The following is an 18266-nucleotide window of genomic DNA, read 5'->3' on the forward strand; positions in this document are numbered from 1 at the left end:
GGTGAGCCTATTGATAATGTCTGCCTGCAAAAACGACCCGCTGTCCGGGGCTGACGACCCTAAAAGCGATACCTGGAGCATTGACTTTGTAGGGCCATCTTTCATGCAGGGCTGGATTGAGCAAATCACCGTTGCAGACATCCAAGGACGATTAATCAGAGGGCCGAGTGGCGGTGGGTTGGGTGCTAACAACCAAGCGTTGGATAAGGAGTATGCGAGAGGTTGGGAGCACGAAATAGGTAATGTCTACACCATGACCGGAGCAGATCTACCCAAACTTGTTTACGTACGATGGCAGTCCATCATTGAACAAACTACCTACAGCGGTTGGGTCAATATCTCTGAAAACGCTCGTAGCATCATGCGTGGCTCTACAGCCCGCCGATGCCCTGCCTGGCCTGAGCAGCAAGCCAGTTATTACGCATCACTTACTTTAGGCTTGGCGCCAGGCGGGGTGATTCGGGTTTGGGTGCAGGATAATTGTTCGAACTTTGTTTTGGTCGACCAAGGTCAGGCTCAGGTGGAGCCGCTAGGTCCTGATCAAGGGCGAAATCAAGGACGTTACGCTTACCCCATCGACGAAAACTCCAAACGCTACGTCGAGCGCTGGGGCATTCCCTATGGCAGTTGGTAATGTGCCCATCAGGTAGACCCCGCACCCTGTAGGTTTAAGCCGCGTCTTCAAACTCAAGCGACGCGGACACTCGGGCCGCCTCTTCAATGGCAGAAATGCATTCATCACGTTTCTGTTTGTTTGAAAAGCTCATGCCGCGAGAGCCAAATCGGCCGTGGATAAACAGCTGTTTACCACCTTGTCGGGTGATCTTTCTGATTTGGTCCAGAGGCACTTGTTCCAAAGTGCCCAAGTCAGTGATGAATTTCAGGTTGAAGTAATCACTGACTGAGTAGTTGGCCATGTCTTTGGGTAACAGTACGCGATTGTTGAAGGCGTCCACGAAGACACCGAAATAGGTGGCGGCGATGGATTGGGCAATTTTTACGCAGATCAGCCCGGTGCCGATCAAGGCAATAGGGCCAAGTACATAGCCTATGGGGGAGCCGAATGAATACGCACACACGATATAGGCCAGCAACAGAAATGATCCGGCGGTGATGAAGGCTGGGGCCAAGTTGCCAATATCGAAAATGCGTTGCGAGTATTCGTTCTCGGTGTAGGTGGTTTTGAATGTTTGATACCGCAAAAACGAAATAATCATCAAGGGGATAAATACAACAAACCCGACCAGTAAACACATGGTGCGAGCGTTAGCTTGCTTTTCCTTGGCGGTGGCCATCAATACCTTCCATTGTTAAGGGTGAGTAACTTGGAAGGCTCTATCGGCGCGGAAGGCTATTTCTTTAAGTTTTGTTCTGCTGGCTGACACACAAGGTTACTGCGACTCCGGGGCGTGACTTGCATCCTCTCCCCGGAGTTCGCACTCACAATCCGCTATTACGAACGGTCTTGAGAAACGTCAGCCAGGTACTCGTCATCACTGACGGGCTCCAGCCAGTCGACATTCTTGCCGTCGAGGTACTCGGTAATAGCGATGTGAGTCATGGCGGTGGTTGCCGTGGCGCCATGCCAATGACGTCGCTTGCAGGGGCACCAAATGATGTCACCCGCCGCAATTTCCACTTTTGGGCCACCCTCACATTGGGTCCAGCCTTTGCCTTGAGTCACAATCAGCGTCTGACCCAGAGGGTGCGTGTGCCAGTTAGTACGTGCACCCGGCTCGAAAGTGACGATAGCGCCGGCAATACGTGCCGGTTCTTCGCCCTGAAAAGGACTGTCGATGCGCACGTGGCCGGTGAACCAGTCGGCGGGGCCTTTTTGCGAAGGCGTCGAACCGACACGAGTGATTTTCATAAGCGTGCTCCTAAGGTGAAGTGCAGCAGAGTAAAGCTGAAATTTCAGGTATGACCCCCTGAGCGTCGCTGGGTTCTGCGAGATCAACCTGGGTGAGTACTACGTCAGCGCCGCCGATGTTTTCTTCCTGGCCGTGCCTGCCCATGTTGCACGGTCACATCGCAAGGCTCTGCAAGCGCTCTGATTGCTTCGCTCATCGGTATACTGCGCACTTTCGCTGTTACCTCAATCAACCGTACCGGGATTCTTCATGAGCCGTTCTCTTTCTCTGTCACCAGAGCGCAAATCCTTCGCGCCCTGGCTGGCTTTTGTTCTTCTGTTGCTGGGCGCTGTGTTTCTGCAAAACAGCGTCGGCTCGCGCCAAGTACTGTTGTTGATCGTCGGCGCCGCGCTGGGCTTGACGCTGTATCACGCGGCCTTTGGTTTTACCTCGGCCTGGCGGGTATTTATCAATGATCGCCGGGGCGCCGGTTTGCGTGCACAAATGGTGATGCTGGCGGTGGCGGTGGTGCTGTTCTTCCCCGCACTGGGGGCGGGCACCTTGTTCGGCCAGCCGGTGGTCGGGCTGGTTGCTCCGGTTGGGGTGTCGGTATTGTTCGGTGCATTTATTTTCGGCATTGGCATGCAACTCGGCGGCGGGTGTGCCTCCGGCACGCTGTTCACCGTGGGCGGGGGCAATGCGCGCATGCTGGTGACGCTGTTCTTTTTTATCTGTGGGTCGTTGATTGCCACTCACCACGTCGACTGGTGGTTCGCATTGCCCTCGTTCCCGGCAACGTCCATTGTCCAAACGCTGGGCGTCGTGCCGGCCTTGCTGATGAGCCTGGCCGTGTTTGCGATCATTGCGGCGGTGACCGTGCGGCTGGAAAAAGCGCGTCATGGCACGCTTGAAGCGGGTGTGACCAGTGAATATCAGGGTGTGCGCCGTTTCTTGCGCGGGCCGTGGCCGCTGGTGTGGGGGGCGATCGGTCTGGCGTTGCTCAACTACGCCACGCTGGCGCTGGCCGGTCGGCCGTGGGGCATTACTTCGGCGTTTGCACTGTGGGGCGCCAAGGCGGCAAGTGGTCTGGGCGTCGATGTCGCCAGTTGGGGTTTCTGGCAGATGCCGGGCAATGCCAAGGCCCTGGCGGCACCTGTTTGGGAAGACATCACCAGCGTCATGGATATCGGTATCGTGCTGGGCGCGCTATTGGCCGCCGGGCTGGCCGGACGTTTCGCCCCCAGCCTGAAGATCCCCACCCGCTCGCTGGTCGCAGCGGTGATCGGTGGGTTGCTACTGGGCTATGGTTCTCGCTTGGCCTACGGCTGCAACATTGGTGCGTACTTCAGTGGCATCGCTTCAGGCAGCCTGCATGGCTGGGTGTGGTTGGTGGCTGCATTTATCGGCAACAGCGTGGGTGTGCGCCTGCGACCTTTCTTCTTTGGGCCGGAGCGAAAGAAACTGGTATTAGGTGGCTGCTGAGAACAGGTAATAACCTTTTAAAACGGTGGTGAAATAGAAGGAACTCCTGCCCCGTTGTGACCCTCACACGCTTACAACGTGAGGATTGCATATGACTGACGCTCTGGACGACTACCAAAAGAAGCGCAATTTTTCGGCAACTCCTGAGCCGTCCGGCGCGATCAAGAAAAAATCATCTGGGCATGCCCTGCAGTTCTGCATCCAGAAGCATGATGCGAGCCATCTGCACTATGACTTCCGGCTTGAACTGCAAGGCACGCTCAAAAGCTGGGCGGTACCCAAAGGGCCGAGTCTTGACCCTCACGTCAAACGTCTGGCTGTGGAAGTTGAAGACCACCCGCTGGATTACGCTTCTTTCGAGGGGCATATCCCCGAGGGGCATTATGGCGCGGGCGATGTCATTGTCTGGGATCGCGGTGTGTGGAAGCCTATCGGTGATCCGGTGGCGCTGCTTAAAAAAGGCCGGCTTAAATTTGAGCTGGAGGGCGAAAAACTTCAGGGCATCTGGAATCTCGTGCGCTCTAACCAGGAGGGCAAAAAACAACTGTGGTTTTTGATCAAACATCAGGACGATGCGGCCAGGCCGGAATCTGAATTTGACGTGACCCACGCCATGCCAGATTCAGTGCTCAGCGACCGCACCCTTGGCGAGAAAAAGCCCAAGGCGGCGGTTACACAGAACAAAAAAAAGGCCAGCAAACCTGCGCCAAAACCTGCCAAGCCCCTCGCAACAGAGCAACTGACAGGCGCCACAGCCGGCCCGCAGCCTGCCAGCCTGAAACCTGAACTGGCGACGCTGGTCGAACACCCGCCCGCTGGCGACTGGCTATACGAAATCAAATTTGACGGTTATCGCATGTTGGCCCGGGTCGATAAAGGTGAGGTCAAGCTGTTCACCCGTAATGGCCATGACTGGACTGCTAAGTTGCCCGAACTGGCCAAGGCCATCGCGACGTTGAAGTTGGAGTCAGCCTGGCTCGACGGTGAAGTGGTGGTGCTCGACAGCCAGGGCGTCCCCAATTTCCAACAGCTTCAAAATGCCTTCGACGCGGATAAAAGCAGCGACATCATCTTTTATCTCTTCGACATGCCTTATCTCAATGGTGCAGACCTGCGCAACGTGGCGTTGCAAGCGCGTCGGTCAGCGCTGAAAAAGGTGCTCAAAAACTCTAAAAATACGGCCCTGCGGTATTCCGACGAATTCGCCGAAGATGCCGCCAGCCTGCTGCGCAGTGCCTGCCAAATGAATATGGAAGGCTTGATCGGCAAGCGCGTGGGCAGCCTTTATGTGTCCAAGCGTTCGGACGACTGGATCAAGCTCAAATGCAAGCAAGGGCAGGAGTTCGTTGTGGTGGGCTTCACCGAGCCGAAAGGTAGTCGTAAGTATTTCGGAGCTTTACTGCTGGGGCTGCATGACAAGGACAGCGGTGAGCTGCGCTATGCCGGCAAAGTGGGAACGGGATTCGATGGCAAGACCCTGCAAGCGGTGCATGAACACCTCAAACTGCTGGAAATTAAAAAATCCAGTGTGGTGAACCCGCCTAGCGGGTTTGAGGCAAAGGGGGTTCACTGGTTAAAACCGCAACAACTGGCGCAAATCGCCTACGCCGGAATCACTCAAGATGGCGCTGTTCGCCATGCGGTCTTTCAAGGGCTGCGCCATGACAAGCCGGTCAAAAATATCACCCGCGACGTCGCCAAACCCACACCTTCGGGCAATCACCCCAAGCTCACTCATCCAGAACGGGTCATTGATGCCAGCAGTGGCGCGACCAAACGCCAGCTAGCGGACTACTACATCAGTGTGGCGGACTGGATTTTACCTACACTCAAGGGACGTCCTTTAGCGTTGGTGCGAGCGCCTGAGGGCATCACCGCAGAATTATTTTTTCAGAAAAACGCCCATGGTTTGGCCTTCGCCAGTGAAGGGTCGCAAAAGGGCGAGTCGGTGATTGTTCTCAACAACCTGGACGTACTGCTTGAAGCCGTGCAGATGAACACGGTGGAGTTCCATAGCTGGAACGCGAAAGTGCCTGAACTTGAGCGCCCCGACCGCTTTGTACTCGATCTTGATCCGGACCCGGCCTTGCCGTGGAAAAGCATGGTCGAAGCGACTCAGCTGATCTTGACCCTGCTCGATGAGCTGGGTTTGACTTCGTTTATTAAAACCAGCGGCGGCAAAGGCGTGCATATCGTGGTGCCGCTGACGCGCAGAGACAGTTGGGACACGGTTAAAACCTTCACCCATGAATTGGTGAAGTATATGACTCAACTGATGCCAGGGCGTTTTTCGGCGGTGGCCGGGCCCAAAAACCGAGTGGGTAAGATCTTTATCGATTACCTGCGTAACGGAAAGGGTTCAACCACCATTAATGCTTATTCCGCTCGGGCACGGGAGGGCTTGCCGGTGTCGGTGCCCATCGCCAAAGACGAATTGAGCGACATCAAGGGCGCCAATGCGTGGACGATTGAAACGTTGCCCAAACGGCTGGCATCACTGTCACAGGACCCCTGGGCCGATTACGCAAAGACCCGGCAGATGATCACCAAAAACATGCGTAAAACCATCGGTCTGGACGAATAAGGGAGTCGTGATGATGAGAACGCTGTGGAAGGGCGCTATCAGCTTTGGACTGGTTCACATCCCCGTTGGGCTGGTGTCTGCCACCTCGCAACAAGGTGTGGACTTCGACTGGCTGGACAAGCGCAGCATGGACCCGGTCGGTTACAAACGCATCAACAAAGCGACCGGCAAGGAAGTCACCAAGGAAAATATCGTTAAAGGTGTGGCCTTTGAAAAAGGCCGTTACGTGGTCATCAGCGAAGAAGAGATACGCGCTGCGCACCCCGATTCAACACAGACCATTGATATTTTTGCCTTTGTCGACAGTGCTCAAATCCCTTTGGTGAACATCGATACGCCTTATTACCTGGCGCCGCAGAAGCGAGGCGAGAAGGTGTATGCGTTGTTGCGACAAACTTTGATAGACACCGGCAAAGTAGCCTTGGCTCATGTCGTCATTCGCACCACGCAACATCTCGCGGCTGTGATGCCGGTTGAATCGGCGCTCGTACTGGTTCTGCTGCGTTGGCCAGCAGAGGTGCGCAGTCTGGACACGCTCGAGCTGACCGAGGCAGTTACCGAGGTCACTCTCAACAAAAGTGAACGTGATATGGCCAAGCGACTGGTCAAGGACATGTCGGCCGATTGGCAGCCAGAGGAGTACGTCGATACGTTTCAAGATCAGATTATGCAACTGGTTGAAACCAAAGCCCGGGAAGGCAAGATCGAGAGTGTTGAGACCCCCGCAAGTGAGGATGAGCAGAAGTCGGCTGATGTGATTGACTTGACCGAGCTGCTGAAAAGAAGTTTGAACAGTAAAAAATCGCCTGCCCGCGAAGCCGGGAAAACCTCGGCACCCAGCAAGAAAAAACCGGTGGCCGCCACCAAACGGCGCAGCCCAGCCCGTAAAAAAGCCACCTGAGTTAAAAAGAGCAGGGCGGCCCAGTCCGCCCTGCGGTGCATCGATTATTTGTCAGGCGTAACGCGCCACACCGTATTGGCCAAGTCGTCGGCAATAATCAGGGCGCCTTTGGGGTCGACGGTCACGCCCACAGGGCGGCCTCGGGTCTTGCCGTCGGCGTCACGAAAGCCGGTGGCAAAGTCGACGGGATCACCCGCAGGGCTGCCATTTTTAAACGGCACGAATATCACTTTGTAACCTACCGGGTTGTCACGGTTCCAACTGCCGTGTTGACCCACGAATGCGCCTTCAGTAAAGGTGCTGCCCATGGCCGGTATTGAGAAATCCACACCCAGTGCGGCGACGTGTGAGCCCAGGCTGTAATCGGGCTTGATCGCCGCCGCGACTTTTTGCGGGTTCGGCGGCTGCACGCGGGTGTCTACATGCTGACCCCAGTAGCTATAGGGCCAGCCGTAGAAACCGCCTTGCTGAACCGAAGTCAGGTAGTCCGGCACCAGGTCGGGGCCCAACTCATCGCGCTCGTTGACCACCGCCCATAGCTTCCCGGTTTGAGGCTCAATGGTGAGCGCCGTCGGATTGCGCAGCCCGGTGGCATAAGGCTTGTGGGCGCCCGTTTGCGCATCGATCTGCCAGACCAGTGCACGGTCCGCTTCGACTTCCATGCCGCGTTCAGTAATGTTGCTGTTGGACCCAACGCCCACATACAGCGTCCGGCCATCCGGGCTGATGGTCAGTGACTTGGTCCAGTGGTGGTTGATGGCCGAAGGCAGGTCGGTGAGTTTGATGGCGGGCCCGCTGGCTTGGGTTTGCCCGTCTTCATAATCGAAGCGCATCAGTGCGTCCTGATTGGCGACGTAGATTTTGCCATCGGCGTAGGCCAGCCCGTACGGCGCATTGAGGTTTTCGGCGAAGACCGATTTGACCTCGTAGACACCATCGCCGTCTGCATCACGCAGCAAGGTGAGGCGATTGCCGCCTTTGACCTGAGTGTTGCCTTGCGCCTTGATGTAACTGGCAATCACATCCTTGGGCTTGAGCTTGGCGGCGTTACCGCCGCGGCCTTCGGCCACCAGAATATCGCCATTGGGCAACACCAGCGTTTGACGCGGAATCTTAAGGTCGGTGGCGATCGCCGTCACCGAGTATCCTTGGGGCACCGTAGGCTTTTGTTCGGCCCATTGCACCGGCTCTGCAATTTTCATGCTGGGCAACAAGCCGCGCTGCGGGGCGGGCAATTGCGGGTTCGGACCCACGGCCAGAGTGCTGTCGGCTTCGCCACCGCAGGCACTTAGAAATACCGCCATGCTGATCACTGTCAGTGCGCTGTTAGGCTTCATTTTGTTTCTCCCGAACGCAGACCGGTCAAGCCTACCCAAGTGGTGACGCAGGCCAGCAGTGTCACTATGACCGAAAGCACCAGGCCATAAGGCATGGTCGCCATCGCGTCCTTGGCATGCTCAAAAGCGTTGACCAGCCCGAGTACCCACGTGCACAGCAGCAACAGGAAGTAGATCAGAGGGCGACCACTTTTGGGGTGTGCCTTGATCAGATTGACCAACGCGAATAGCAGTGCCAGACCACAAAAAACCAGCCCTCCCGCAATCAGCCAGGCGGCGAAATTGCTCCACTGGATCTGAAAAGAATTGGAGTAAGCAATGTCGCTTAGCAAAGCGCCCAGAAACAGCGGCACAGTACCGGCGAGCAAGGTGGCATGCAGCGGGGAGGGTGTGCATCTAAAAGCAAGGGGGGTAGAAACGGTCACGACGGCTCCTTGTTGTTGTACGACCCGCCGGTTTCAGTGCGCATGCACTGGCCTTGAAGGTCGCGCTAACGTGCAATGGAACCGATCGTGGTGAGTTGGCGAAAGTTCAATTAAACAGGTATCTGATTGTGTCGGTAGCCACGTCAGGATGCGCTAAGTCCGTGTAGCAGCTGACGAGCTCCGCGGGCTGCGATCGGCGGCGTAGCCGTCGCAAATTCATTCAATTCGGTACATCAGGCATGCTCTCATTGACGGGGTTTAGCTTTTGCGACGATTGCATCGTCGATCGCAGCCTTCGTTCCTCGTCAGCGGCTACGCGGCAGGTGAATCTCGACCGCCTGTATCACGTCAGCTTTGGCGCCCACTGAACCCCATTGATATGCGCGCCGCCATCGACAAACAACGTATTGCCGGTGAGGTAGCGGCTGTCGTCACTGGCCAGGAAAACCGCCACCGGAGCAATGTCAGTCAGTGGATCACCTATTCGTCCCATGGGGTTAGCCTTGGCCATCTCGGCGGCATTTTCAGGATGGTGACGGGCAAAGCGTTGATAGGCGTCGCTGGCTGCACCCGGGCAGATAACGTTGCAACACACCTGATACTGCGCCCACTCACGCGCAGCGGTACGGGTCAGCGTGCGCAGTGCCTCTTTGGCGGCGTTGTAATCAGCGCTGTACAGGTGTGCATTCACGCCATTGAGTGAGCACAGGTTTATCACCCGGCCTGAACCCACCTGCTTGAAATGCGGGAGAGCAGCTTGCATGGCCCAAAAGGCTGCCATCACCGCCATGTCGAAGGCACCGCGCAGTTGTTCGTCGGTCTGTTCTTCCAGGCGGGCAAACCCCGAGCCGCGCCAGGCATTGTTGACCAGAATGTCCAGGCGCCCAAAACGACTGATCGCTTGAGCCACCATCGCCTGTACCTGTGTTTTATCGGTGACATCCACCTGCATGAAACTGACCCGCTTGTGCAGTTCGGCAGGCAAGTGGCTCAGGCACTCATCGCCCGCCGCCACATTAATATCAGCCATCAGCACATACGCACCTGCGCGAGCGTAGGCCTCTGTCATACCGCGGCCAATGCCGGCGGCGCCGCCGGTCACTATTGCCACTCGGTCTTCAAGCGTTCCCATGCTGTCTCCATCATCAGTCGTTCGCTGCAAGGGCAGGCGAATAGATGAGGAAACTGTGCTGGCCGACGCTATGAACGACATCGTCTGTTCGAACTAGGGGCTTGAGTCGCAGGGGTTGCCAGATATATATGAAAATCCGTATATTCGGTTATCCGCATGTAAAGAGCCCCTGATGATCACACCCTGCGATGTTTTCAAGAGCTTGTCCGACGAAACCCGGGCCCGCGCCACCTTGCTGATAGCTCATCAAGGTGAGTTGTGTGTCTGCGAACTGATGTGCGCGCTTGACGACAGTCAACCCAAAATAAGCCGTCACCTCGCGCAACTGCGCAGCAGCGGCTTATTGCTGGATCGCCGTCAAGGTCAGTGGGTTTATTACCGTCTCAATCCGGATCTTCCCGAGTGGGTTCGCCAGGTGCTGCATGTAACGTTCGAAGCCAATATCCAATGGCTCAAGGACAACACTTCGCGGCTGCAACACATGAAAGGTCGTCCCGTTCGTGAAGCAGCCCGCTGCTGACCAGCCCACCCATTCGCCGCCTGTTTAATGCTTGACGCTCTTCAGGAGGAGCCATGTCAGAACACTTACCCAACCTCGATTTATCCCTTTTCGAAGGCCTGCCGACTACGGCCGGGCCTGATCACCCGCCACGCATCCTGTTGTTGTACGGCTCGACCCGCGAACGCTCTTTCAGCCGTCTGATGGTGGAGGAGGCCGCCCGTTTGCTGGAGCATTTCGGTGCCCAGGTGCGCATCTTCAATCCTTCGGGCTTGCCGTTGCCCGACGACGTCCCGGTCGAGCACCCGAAAGTACAAGAGCTGCGCGAGCTGGTGCTGTGGTCGGAAGGTCAGGTCTGGTGCTCGCCGGAGCGGCATGGCGCAATGTCGGCCGTTTTCAAGGCACAGATTGACTGGATACCGCTTGAGATGGGTGCCGTTCGTCCCACGCAGGGCAAAACCCTGGCGGTGATGCAAGTCTGTGGTGGCTCGCAGTCCTTCAATGTGGTCAACCAACTGCGTGTATTGGGCCGCTGGATGCGCATGTTCACTATCCCCAATCAGTCTTCGGTACCCAAAGCCTATATGGAATTTGACGACAGCGGCCGGATGAAGCCATCACCTTTTTACGATCGGCTCGTGGATGTGATGGAAGAACTGGTCAAATTTACCCTGTTGTTGCGTGATCAGCAGGCAACGTTGGTAGACCGTTATTCAGAGCGTAAGGAAACGGCTGAGCAACTGATGGCTCGAGTCAATCAGCGGTCGATTTGAAGGGCAACCCTATACGGTCAGCCGGCCCCGGTGGGCTGACCTGCAACCCCGTGAAAACCAGCCGGTGCAGCAGGTTGTGAGCGCAACTTGTTATAAATTGTTTCACGCTTGTTTTTTGATGTTGTACGATAACGTACCTGTGTTTTCGGCAGACCCGCACATCCAATAATAATGGGGAGACCGACCTGTGAATATTCGCAGCATCGAAATCTTACGCCTTTGTATCCCGTTCACTGCAGGCACTGAACGTCAACAACACCCACGTCAGGCCAAGGACGATGACGCTTTCAATGCGGCGTCGCCGAGTCATCGCACGATGCAAAGCCTGATGCTTAAAGTCACCACTGACACGGGCAGGGTGGGATGGGGAGAAGCGTTCGGGCATGGCTGCAATGGGGTGACATTTGAGGCGTTGAAGAGCGTCGTAGCGCCTCTGTTTATCGGCACGCGGCTTGAAGACCGTGAGCTCACCCTGGAAAAGGCCCGTCGTGCTGTCCATGGTTTTGGCTCCACTGGAGCAATGGTCTATGCGCTCTCGGGTATTGATATTGCGTTGTGGGATCTGGCGGCTCAGAGTGCTGATGTGCCGCTTTATCAACTGCTCGGCGGTACCCGGCGAACGCTTGAGGTTTACGCCAGCCTGGTCAGTTACGGCAACGATCCTGACGAAGTTCGCCGTCAGGTTGCCCGGGCCCGCGCGCAGGGCTTTCGCAAAATCAAACTCCATGAAACCCGCGTTGAAGCCATTGAGGCGGCCCGTGAGGCGCTGCCTGTGTCTGCGGGTGAGTTGATGGTGGATGTCAACTGTCCGTGGTCTGTGGCCCAGGCGCAGGGCATCGCAGCACGCTTGCTTAACCTTGAGTTGACTTGGTTAGAGGAGCCCGTCTGGCCGCCTGACGACGTGGCCGGACTGGCTGAAGTTCGTCGTGTGGGCGTGCCTGTCTCCGCCGGTGAAAATGCGGCAGGGGTAGAAGGCATCAAAGCGTTGCTTGAGCAACACGCAATCGACATCGTACAACCAAGTGTGGCGAAAATCGGAGGTGTCGGCGCCATGCTCCAGGTATTTGCCTTGGCTAAACACCATCAGGTGAAGGTCGTACCGCACTGTTTTTACTTTGGCCCGGGGCTGTTGGCGGTGGCGCACCTGTGCATGTTGCTCCCCCCTGACGTAGCACTGGAGGTGCCCTTTATTGAGTTCGAGCGACTGTTATATCCGGCACTGGCTTTTGAACCGAGCATGGAGCTGCCCCATGTTGCAGGGTTGGGTTTCAGTCCGGATGTGCAGGTGATTGAAGATTATTGCGTGGACCGCGCATTGATCGAGTAAGCCCTCAGTAGTACCCACTTATAAAAAAGGCCATATAAAAATGAAAGGCAAATACCGTTGGAGCATTGCTGGCTTGTTGTTTTTTGCCGGCATGCTGAATTATCTGGACCGTGCCGCTCTCTCGGTGGTCGCACCCCTGCTCAAAACCGAGTTGCATATTGATGACGCTCAAATGGGCTTTATCTTCAGCTCTTTTTTATTGGTTACTGTGCGCTGTGCTTTATTGGCGGATGGGCGGCGGATAAATATGGCCCCAAAAAGGTGTTTGCCTGGGCAGCGGGAAGTTGGTCGTTGTTCTGCGGTTTAACCGCAGTCATCACAGGCTATGTTCAGTTGTTAGTGTTTCGGGTGTTGTTCGGCATGGGTGAAGGGCCGATGGGGACCACCACCAATAAGGCGATCACCAATTGGTTTCCACGAGAAGAAGCGGGCCGTGCATTGGGTTTTACCAACTGCGGCCAACCCTTGGGTGCGGCACTGGCGGGGCCGGTCGTTGGGTTGGTGGCCTTCAATTTTGGCTGGCGAGTGTCCTTTTTGGTCATCGCTGTGCTGGGAGCCTTGTGGCTGGTGGCCTGGTTGATGATTTTCAAGGACACCCCCGAGCAACACCCTAAAGTCAGCGAGGCGGAGCGTGAATTGATTCGCAGCAGCCGCCAGGAAGTGCTGGTGGAGCATGTTGAAGAAGGTCGCAGCCTGGTCAGCTATATCTTCAGTGCCCCGGTGCTGGCCGTCGCGACTGCATTTTTTTGCTTTAACTACGTGCTGTACTTTTTCCTCACCTGGCTGCCGAGCTATTTGATGGACTACCAGCATCTGGACATCAAAAGCATGAGCATCGTCGGGATGGTGCCCTGGTTGGGCGCGGCGGTGGGATTTCTGGGGGGAGGCTTCCTGACCGACGCGCTGGCGAAAAAACTCGATAATGTGATTCTGGCCCGCAAGATCATGCTTACTGTAGGGTTGGGCGTGGCGGCGATCTGCGTATTGATCACGACCCAAGTGGCCACATTAGGCATGGCCGTTGCCTGTATCACGGTGTCCAGCGTTTTCCTGTTTGTAACCCCTCAAATCTGCTGGGCCCTGATTCAGGACATCGTGCCCAAGAACCGGGTCGGTGGAACCGGGGGCTTTGTTCATCTGCTGGCGAATCTGGCAGGTATCATCGCGCCGACCCTGACGGGGCTGGTTGTTCAGTATGGTGGTGGTTACAACGTGGCTTTTGTCATCTCGGCGGCTGTATGCGGACTTGGCATGCTGGTGGTGATACTGGCTGTCAGGGGGCAGAGCCCACAAGGTCAGGTTTCAGTGATCATGACGAGCTGATCAACCCACAGTGCTGGCGCCTGTCGTCTGGGCGCCTACCTGCGCGGTATATTGCTGGAAGCCACTGAGACCTGCCACCAAGGTGAGTCCTCATCAGTAACGATCAGCTCTCGGCGGTTGTCGTGTGTTCAGGCTCGGCTTCAACGGCCAGCTTTAAACGGTCAGCTTTGCTAATGTATTTCACTTTATTTTTTGGGGCTAATTTGGCGCTGGCCTTTTTAGCGTGAGCCTTCAAAAGCTGAGTGATTTTTTTACGACGATTCATGGTGTTCAATCCGGTATAGCGAAGGCCGGGATGATAGCAGTTTGGAAAATCGAACCGCCCTGTGGCGCACGTCGATTTAGTAAAGAAATTCAGATATTCGTGACATTAAGGATTTGCAGTGAATCAGCACACATTGTCCATGCGCCTTGAGCGGGTGGCGGCCCATATGCCTATCGGGGCGCGGCTGGCAGATATCGGTTCGGATCACGGCTATTTGCCGGTGGCCTTAATGCGTCGGGGACTCATTGCGGCGGCGGTGGCAGGGGAGGTGGCTTTGACGCCGTTTCACGCGGCGCAGCGCACCGTGCGCGACAATGGCCTTGAACAGCAGATCACTGTGCGCAGGGCTAACGGTCTTGAGGCGATTGAGCCGCAAGACGACATCACGGCAATCAGTCTGTGCGGCATGGGCGGTGAAACTATCCGCGACATCCTGGAAAACGGTAAAACGCGTTTGAGCGGCCAGGAGCGTTTGATCCTGCAGCCCAACGGGGGCGAGCAGCCTCTGCGCCAATGGTTGATGGAAAACGATTACCGCATCGTCTGCGAAGAACTGCTGAGTGAAAACAGCTTCTACTACGAAATCATCGTCGCCGAGCGTGCTGGGCCGGTGCTGTACAGCGCCGAAGAACTGTACTTCGGTCCGTTGCAGATGCAGGCGCGTAGCCCAGTGTTTCTAAGCAAATGGCAACGCATATTGCGCCATAAACAGCAGACCCTGGCGCAGTTCGCCAAGGCGAGGCAGGCCGTGCCTGACGTAAAAGTGCACGAGGTGGCTCAACAGGCCCGGTGGATTACCGAACTGCTGGCTTGAAAGCAATGCACGGAGCACCACTGACCGTCACCTCGCCAGCCACTACAAGTGGGGGCATTTGCTCACTCCCGATGGGGTTTGCTGAACACTTCGTTTAATGAATTATTTGTTAGTTGTCCTGATACTGGCCCGAGACGACGATAGCGAATATTCATCCACACACGAGGCAACCCCGTCCCATGCAGCAACTAAGACATTCGCCCCGGCATTTCTCCATTCAGCGGTTAGGCCTGAGCACGGCGGGGGTTATCGCGCTCACCTTTGCTGCCTTGAGTGGTGCTCAAGCGGCCCCCTCCGGGACTGACACCATCAAGGCGTTCAAACTCTGTACAGGGGCTGATAACGCCTCGCATGTTCTGGAGGGCACGATTGACCAGAGTCAGCGCAATGACGTGTCCGCGATTCACTTCAAGCAGACCCCGGCGCATGCGGCTTATGACTGGCACAACGACCCGGAGCCGCAATACGTCATCACGTTGTCCGGCACGCTGGCATTCGAGACGCGCGGCGGTGAGACATTCACCTTGCACCCGGGCGAGGTGCTGCTCGCTGAAGACAATACCGGCTCAGGCCATCGCTGGAAGATGGTTGATGATCAGCCTTGGCGGCGTGGCTATGTGGTGCTCAAGGCGGGGGCGTCTGACTCTTTTATTCCAAATGATCCGGTGGCGACGAAGGTGTGTACAGCGCCCTTACCCTTTGCTAGGGCTTAAAGTACTCCTGCGCACGGACTTCAGGAGTGCGTTCAGCCTGTAATTCTGCAGTTCAGTCACTCACGCGGGGGACGGGCGCTTTGTTGCTCAGACGGATCAGTTCATTGGAAAAGCACAACCCTAGAATGATCAGAGCGGCTCCTGCGTAAAGGCTTTCGCGAGGCACTTCGTTAAGCACCACAAATGCAAGCAGAGCCGCGAACAGCGGCTCAGTCAGCTCAAGCGCCTGTACTTGCGAGGGTTTTAGGTACTCAATGGCCTTGGTCGTGCAGAAGAAGCCGAGGATGGTCGGCAGCGCGGCCAGCACGAAGAGTGTAGCCATCGTTAGGGGCGTCAGCTCGCCAATCACGAAGTGATCGCCTGCAGCTGGAATAAGCAGGTATAGGCTGCCGAAGAACAACAGCTGGCGGGTGAAATGCAACCCCCCGGACACACCCATTCGCTTCATGGCAACCGAAAACGCCCCGTACCCGCAGCCGGCCATGCAGGCGAGTGCTGCGCCTTGCAGAGTAAAACCTTGTTGCAGATCGACGCCGAAGATCACTGCGATCCCGGCGATGGCCAGTGCTGCGCCTACGGTCGCATTTGCGGTAATGGCATCTTTAAGGACGATGCGTCCCAGCAGGATCGAGGAGATTGAAGCGCTGGCCATCAAAACTACCACTACGCCCGCTGCGGCGTAATGGCGGTAGGCGGCAGTTTCAAAGTGGAAAAGTACAAAGATACCGAGGAATGCGCAGATGGCGGCTTGCGTCCATTTTGCGGGTGACGTAGGACGTTTGAAAAAAAGCAGCACGATCGAAAGCAGTGTGCAGCCTAGTAGAGTCTTAAAAGCAGCGATACTGCTGGGGGGGAATCCATTGCTCATCAGTACTTTGCTAAGTACGCCGATCGTTGCGTTAAGTGCCGCAGCGCAGAGCGCAAATATAATGCCTTTGCTGAAACTAACGAGCATCGCTGGCGTCCTCTGTTGTTGAATAGGCTTTCGATAGAATGCAGGCCCACATCGACGGAGCAAAGTTTGATGAGACGAAAATACCGCCAAATTTCGAATTTCTTAATGCATAAGCTGGGTCGCTTAACAGTATCCAGTGGGCTCTTTTAAGGTTCCAATAGGGAATCCCAGGAAAAAGATGGTGAATCAGATGGAAGTTCTCTGCGTGCATAGCCGTGAAGAAATGCTCAAGTGGATGGCTGAAGCGGTTTCGTGTTGCCTGTAAGTCGGATTTGGCCTTGGCAATCATTGGATAATGCTCGGCGAGTTCTATGAACCAAGATATGGCCTGGAACGTAGTTAGATACGGTAGCAGCCAATAGAATAAGTAACCTAGCCCCGAAGAGCAGTGTCAGGCACAGTGCGAGAAGCCCTTGGCAGGCCATCACTGATAGAAGTTCACTTTTGCTGGAGTTGCGTATCAGGCGATGGACCAACAGATATTTCAGGCTCCGCGCTGCGCCGATAAACACTATCGGCTTGACTAGATACTCGAGCACGAATCGGTAAGGCGGTCGTGCATCGAACACACCCGCTTGGCGATAATACTTGTAATCGGGATCGCAGCCTGGATCACCCAGCTTGTGATGGTGCTCCAAAGTATGGGAGCGTCGATAGCTGGCCCAAGTCTGAAAGATCAGATAACCAGAACACCAAGTACCGATAAATTTTTCCATTTGTTTACTGCTGCACAGCGCACCATGTGCCGCTTCGTGCAGTAGAGTGGCCAGCGCCCGTTGACGGGATCCTATCAGCAGGATGGCCATTGGCATAAACCAGAAGCTGGATTCACCCAAGTAGATTGCCAGGCTAATCCAAGATGCGTTCTGAAGAAGTGCGAATGGGCCGTGGTAATTGTCGTATAGGCATAACGACTTGATTTGCCACCTGATCGCTTTCGAAAATCGATGTCTGGTTAACATGGAACATCCTGCCAACTAACGCATGGCCATGTTTGGTGTAATGGCAGCGTTTAAAGGGATATGGAATTCAAGTTGTAATTATCGTGTGCGCTTTGCGTTTAACTGAGAACTAGAGTAAACAGCGAGAATAAGATTTAAGTCTGTAAGTTGTGTCTTTATGTGTAAGCGCTGGAGCCATGGGGGGGTACCCTTGGCAATGGATCTATCGTGAAATCCATTCAATCCGGTAGTTTGCGGGCAAGCACGGTGATTAAAATCACTTTTTATTGAATGGCTCTTCAGACCCGAGGTCGACTAAAGCAAAGGCGCCAATCAGAAACGGACTACATATCCCTTTGCTTGAAGGTAGAGGCTGAAGTTCAGATTTGACGCGCCGCCCCGTGCCATAAATAACCTACTCATGATTCGAGTGGTAACTATTTGCAAAGACTTCCAGGAAGACGAAAGGCGCTGCTGCCCCTAAAGTTTTTTTAAAAAACTAGGGGTTTCCAGATGTTCTCTCGACTTTTGACGTTATCCATACTCGTTGCACTGTCGTCACAAACGACTGCCAACTGTGACGTGCCGGATTCACTGGTGAATCAAGCCATGATCAATGTGGCCGATCCTCACTACTCACCCAATAACCCGAACGCCGGCAATTTGCTGCGGTTGAATCTGGCTGAGGGGCATTATCAGCTCGACGTGTTGGGCACTGATGTGGTGTCCACCGGCGATTATGTTTATCGCAAATATGCCAATGGTCTGGGGCAGTTGGTGATGCAGGAGGTCTATCAAGGCGAGCCTGTGCATTACACCCTGACACTGGTCTGTGAAACCGGTCAGCGAGGCACCTTTGTATTCAGCCAGCAATCAGGGCCGATCAAACCCGATGTTCGCCAAAACACCGGGCGTTACACCCTGTCGCACTAACTGCCGGGCGAA

19 protein-coding genes and 1 pseudogene are annotated in these 18266 nt (G+C 55.5%); 12 read left to right on the forward strand and 8 right to left on the reverse strand.

The window, feature by feature from the left end:
- The first annotated feature begins 16 nt into the window (after positions 1 to 16).
- Positions 17 to 634, forward strand: a complete 618-nt coding sequence (locus ACI7MX_RS13490; RefSeq protein ID WP_405589084.1) for a DUF2931 family protein — start codon at positions 17 to 19, stop codon at positions 632 to 634.
- A 34-nt stretch (positions 635 to 668) separates the two neighbouring features.
- Here ACI7MX_RS13490 and ACI7MX_RS13495 read toward each other — a convergent pair whose 3' ends face one another.
- Together ACI7MX_RS13495 and ACI7MX_RS13500 are read right to left on the reverse strand one after the other, a co-directional pair.
- Complete coding sequence (locus ACI7MX_RS13495) at positions 669 to 1295, reverse strand: hypothetical protein (RefSeq protein ID WP_314486353.1); 627 nt, start codon at positions 1293 to 1295, stop codon at positions 669 to 671.
- Between the two features lie 158 nt (positions 1296 to 1453).
- Positions 1454 to 1870, reverse strand: coding sequence for a cupin domain-containing protein (locus tag ACI7MX_RS13500; RefSeq protein ID WP_314486355.1), 417 nt, complete (start codon positions 1868 to 1870; stop codon positions 1454 to 1456).
- Between the two features lie 250 nt (positions 1871 to 2120).
- Here ACI7MX_RS13500 and ACI7MX_RS13505 point away from each other — a divergent pair, with 250 nt between their 5' ends.
- The 3 genes from ACI7MX_RS13505 (at position 2121) to ACI7MX_RS13515 (ending at position 6817) form a co-directional block, all read left to right on the forward strand.
- Positions 2121 to 3332 (forward strand): YeeE/YedE family protein, encoded by a 1212-nt coding sequence (locus tag ACI7MX_RS13505; RefSeq protein ID WP_405589081.1) that lies wholly within the window; start codon positions 2121 to 2123, stop codon positions 3330 to 3332.
- 91 nt (positions 3333 to 3423) lie between these two features.
- Positions 3424 to 5916 (forward strand): DNA ligase D, encoded by a 2493-nt coding sequence (gene ligD, locus ACI7MX_RS13510; RefSeq protein WP_405589078.1) that lies wholly within the window; start codon positions 3424 to 3426, stop codon positions 5914 to 5916.
- A gap of 10 nt (positions 5917 to 5926) precedes the next feature.
- The gene (locus ACI7MX_RS13515; RefSeq protein ID WP_314486360.1) at positions 5927 to 6817 is read left to right on the forward strand and encodes a Ku protein; all 891 of its coding nucleotides are present in this window, start codon (positions 5927 to 5929) and stop codon (positions 6815 to 6817) included.
- Positions 6818 to 6861: 44 nt separating this feature from the next.
- Here the strand turns inward: ACI7MX_RS13515 and ACI7MX_RS13520 are convergent, their stop codons facing one another.
- From ACI7MX_RS13520 to ACI7MX_RS13530, 3 genes are all read right to left on the reverse strand, one after another.
- Positions 6862 to 8154: a sorbosone dehydrogenase family protein gene (locus tag ACI7MX_RS13520; RefSeq protein WP_314486362.1), complete on the reverse strand. Its 1293-nt coding sequence runs from the start codon at positions 8152 to 8154 to the stop codon at positions 6862 to 6864.
- Positions 8151 to 8579, reverse strand: coding sequence for a DUF2231 domain-containing protein (locus tag ACI7MX_RS13525; RefSeq protein WP_405589074.1), 429 nt, complete (start codon positions 8577 to 8579; stop codon positions 8151 to 8153). The genes ACI7MX_RS13520 and ACI7MX_RS13525 overlap by 4 nt, the downstream gene beginning before the upstream one ends.
- A 343-nt stretch (positions 8580 to 8922) precedes the next feature.
- Entirely contained in the window at positions 8923 to 9711 is a 789-nt protein-coding gene (locus tag ACI7MX_RS13530; RefSeq protein WP_405589071.1) for an SDR family NAD(P)-dependent oxidoreductase, read from the reverse strand.
- A gap of 172 nt (positions 9712 to 9883) precedes the next feature.
- On the opposite strand from ACI7MX_RS13530, the gene ACI7MX_RS13535 reads away from it, so the two are divergent.
- The 5 genes from ACI7MX_RS13535 (at position 9884) to ACI7MX_RS13555 (ending at position 13633) form a co-directional block, all read left to right on the forward strand.
- On the forward strand, positions 9884 to 10231 hold the full coding sequence (locus tag ACI7MX_RS13535) for a metalloregulator ArsR/SmtB family transcription factor (RefSeq protein WP_314486368.1): 348 nt from the start codon (positions 9884 to 9886) through the stop codon (positions 10229 to 10231).
- A 53-nt stretch (positions 10232 to 10284) separates the two neighbouring features.
- Positions 10285 to 10983 carry an arsenical resistance protein ArsH gene (arsH, locus tag ACI7MX_RS13540; protein ID WP_314486370.1) on the forward strand — a complete coding sequence of 233 codons (699 nt, stop codon included), beginning with the start codon at positions 10285 to 10287 and terminating at the stop codon, positions 10981 to 10983.
- Between the two features lie 187 nt (positions 10984 to 11170).
- Positions 11171 to 12310 (forward strand): mandelate racemase/muconate lactonizing enzyme family protein, encoded by a 1140-nt coding sequence (locus ACI7MX_RS13545; protein WP_405589066.1) that lies wholly within the window; start codon positions 11171 to 11173, stop codon positions 12308 to 12310.
- 40 nt (positions 12311 to 12350) lie between these two features.
- Positions 12351 to 12617 (forward strand): hypothetical protein, encoded by a 267-nt coding sequence (locus tag ACI7MX_RS13550; protein WP_405589063.1) that lies wholly within the window; start codon positions 12351 to 12353, stop codon positions 12615 to 12617.
- Positions 12533 to 13633 (forward strand): MFS transporter, encoded by a 1101-nt coding sequence (locus tag ACI7MX_RS13555; protein WP_405596005.1) that lies wholly within the window; start codon positions 12533 to 12535, stop codon positions 13631 to 13633. Before ACI7MX_RS13550 ends, ACI7MX_RS13555 begins: the two co-directional genes overlap by 85 nt.
- Before the next feature lie 103 nt (positions 13634 to 13736).
- Here the strand turns inward: ACI7MX_RS13555 and ACI7MX_RS13560 are convergent, their stop codons facing one another.
- Positions 13737 to 13898, reverse strand: a complete 162-nt coding sequence (locus ACI7MX_RS13560; RefSeq protein WP_314486373.1) for a DUF2986 domain-containing protein — start codon at positions 13896 to 13898, stop codon at positions 13737 to 13739.
- A 118-nt stretch (positions 13899 to 14016) separates the two neighbouring features.
- On the opposite strand from ACI7MX_RS13560, the gene ACI7MX_RS13565 reads away from it, so the two are divergent.
- A complete protein-coding gene (locus tag ACI7MX_RS13565; protein WP_405589060.1) occupies positions 14017 to 14712 on the forward strand; it encodes a tRNA (adenine(22)-N(1))-methyltransferase in 696 nt (231 codons plus the stop codon).
- Positions 14713 to 14891: 179 nt separating this feature from the next.
- Entirely contained in the window at positions 14892 to 15425 is a 534-nt protein-coding gene (locus tag ACI7MX_RS13570) for a hypothetical protein (RefSeq protein WP_405589057.1), read from the forward strand.
- 52 nt (positions 15426 to 15477) lie between these two features.
- Here ACI7MX_RS13570 and ACI7MX_RS13575 read toward each other — a convergent pair whose 3' ends face one another.
- Complete coding sequence (locus tag ACI7MX_RS13575; RefSeq protein WP_405589199.1) at positions 15478 to 16380, reverse strand: DMT family transporter; 903 nt, start codon at positions 16378 to 16380, stop codon at positions 15478 to 15480.
- Positions 16370 to 17342, reverse strand: a pseudogene (gntB, locus tag ACI7MX_RS13580) (guanitoxin biosynthesis L-arginine gamma (S) hydroxylase). Before gntB ends, ACI7MX_RS13575 begins: the two are co-directional and overlap by 11 nt.
- A gap of 492 nt (positions 17343 to 17834) precedes the next feature.
- Between gntB and ACI7MX_RS13585 the strand changes: the two are divergent.
- Positions 17835 to 18254 carry a hypothetical protein gene (locus ACI7MX_RS13585; protein ID WP_405589054.1) on the forward strand — a complete coding sequence of 140 codons (420 nt, stop codon included), beginning with the start codon at positions 17835 to 17837 and terminating at the stop codon, positions 18252 to 18254.
- Positions 18255 to 18266 lie beyond the last annotated feature (12 nt).

It is taken from the genome of Pseudomonas sp. 2024-210, from assembly GCF_045062345.1.
Lineage (GTDB): Bacteria > Pseudomonadota > Gammaproteobacteria > Pseudomonadales > Pseudomonadaceae > Aquipseudomonas.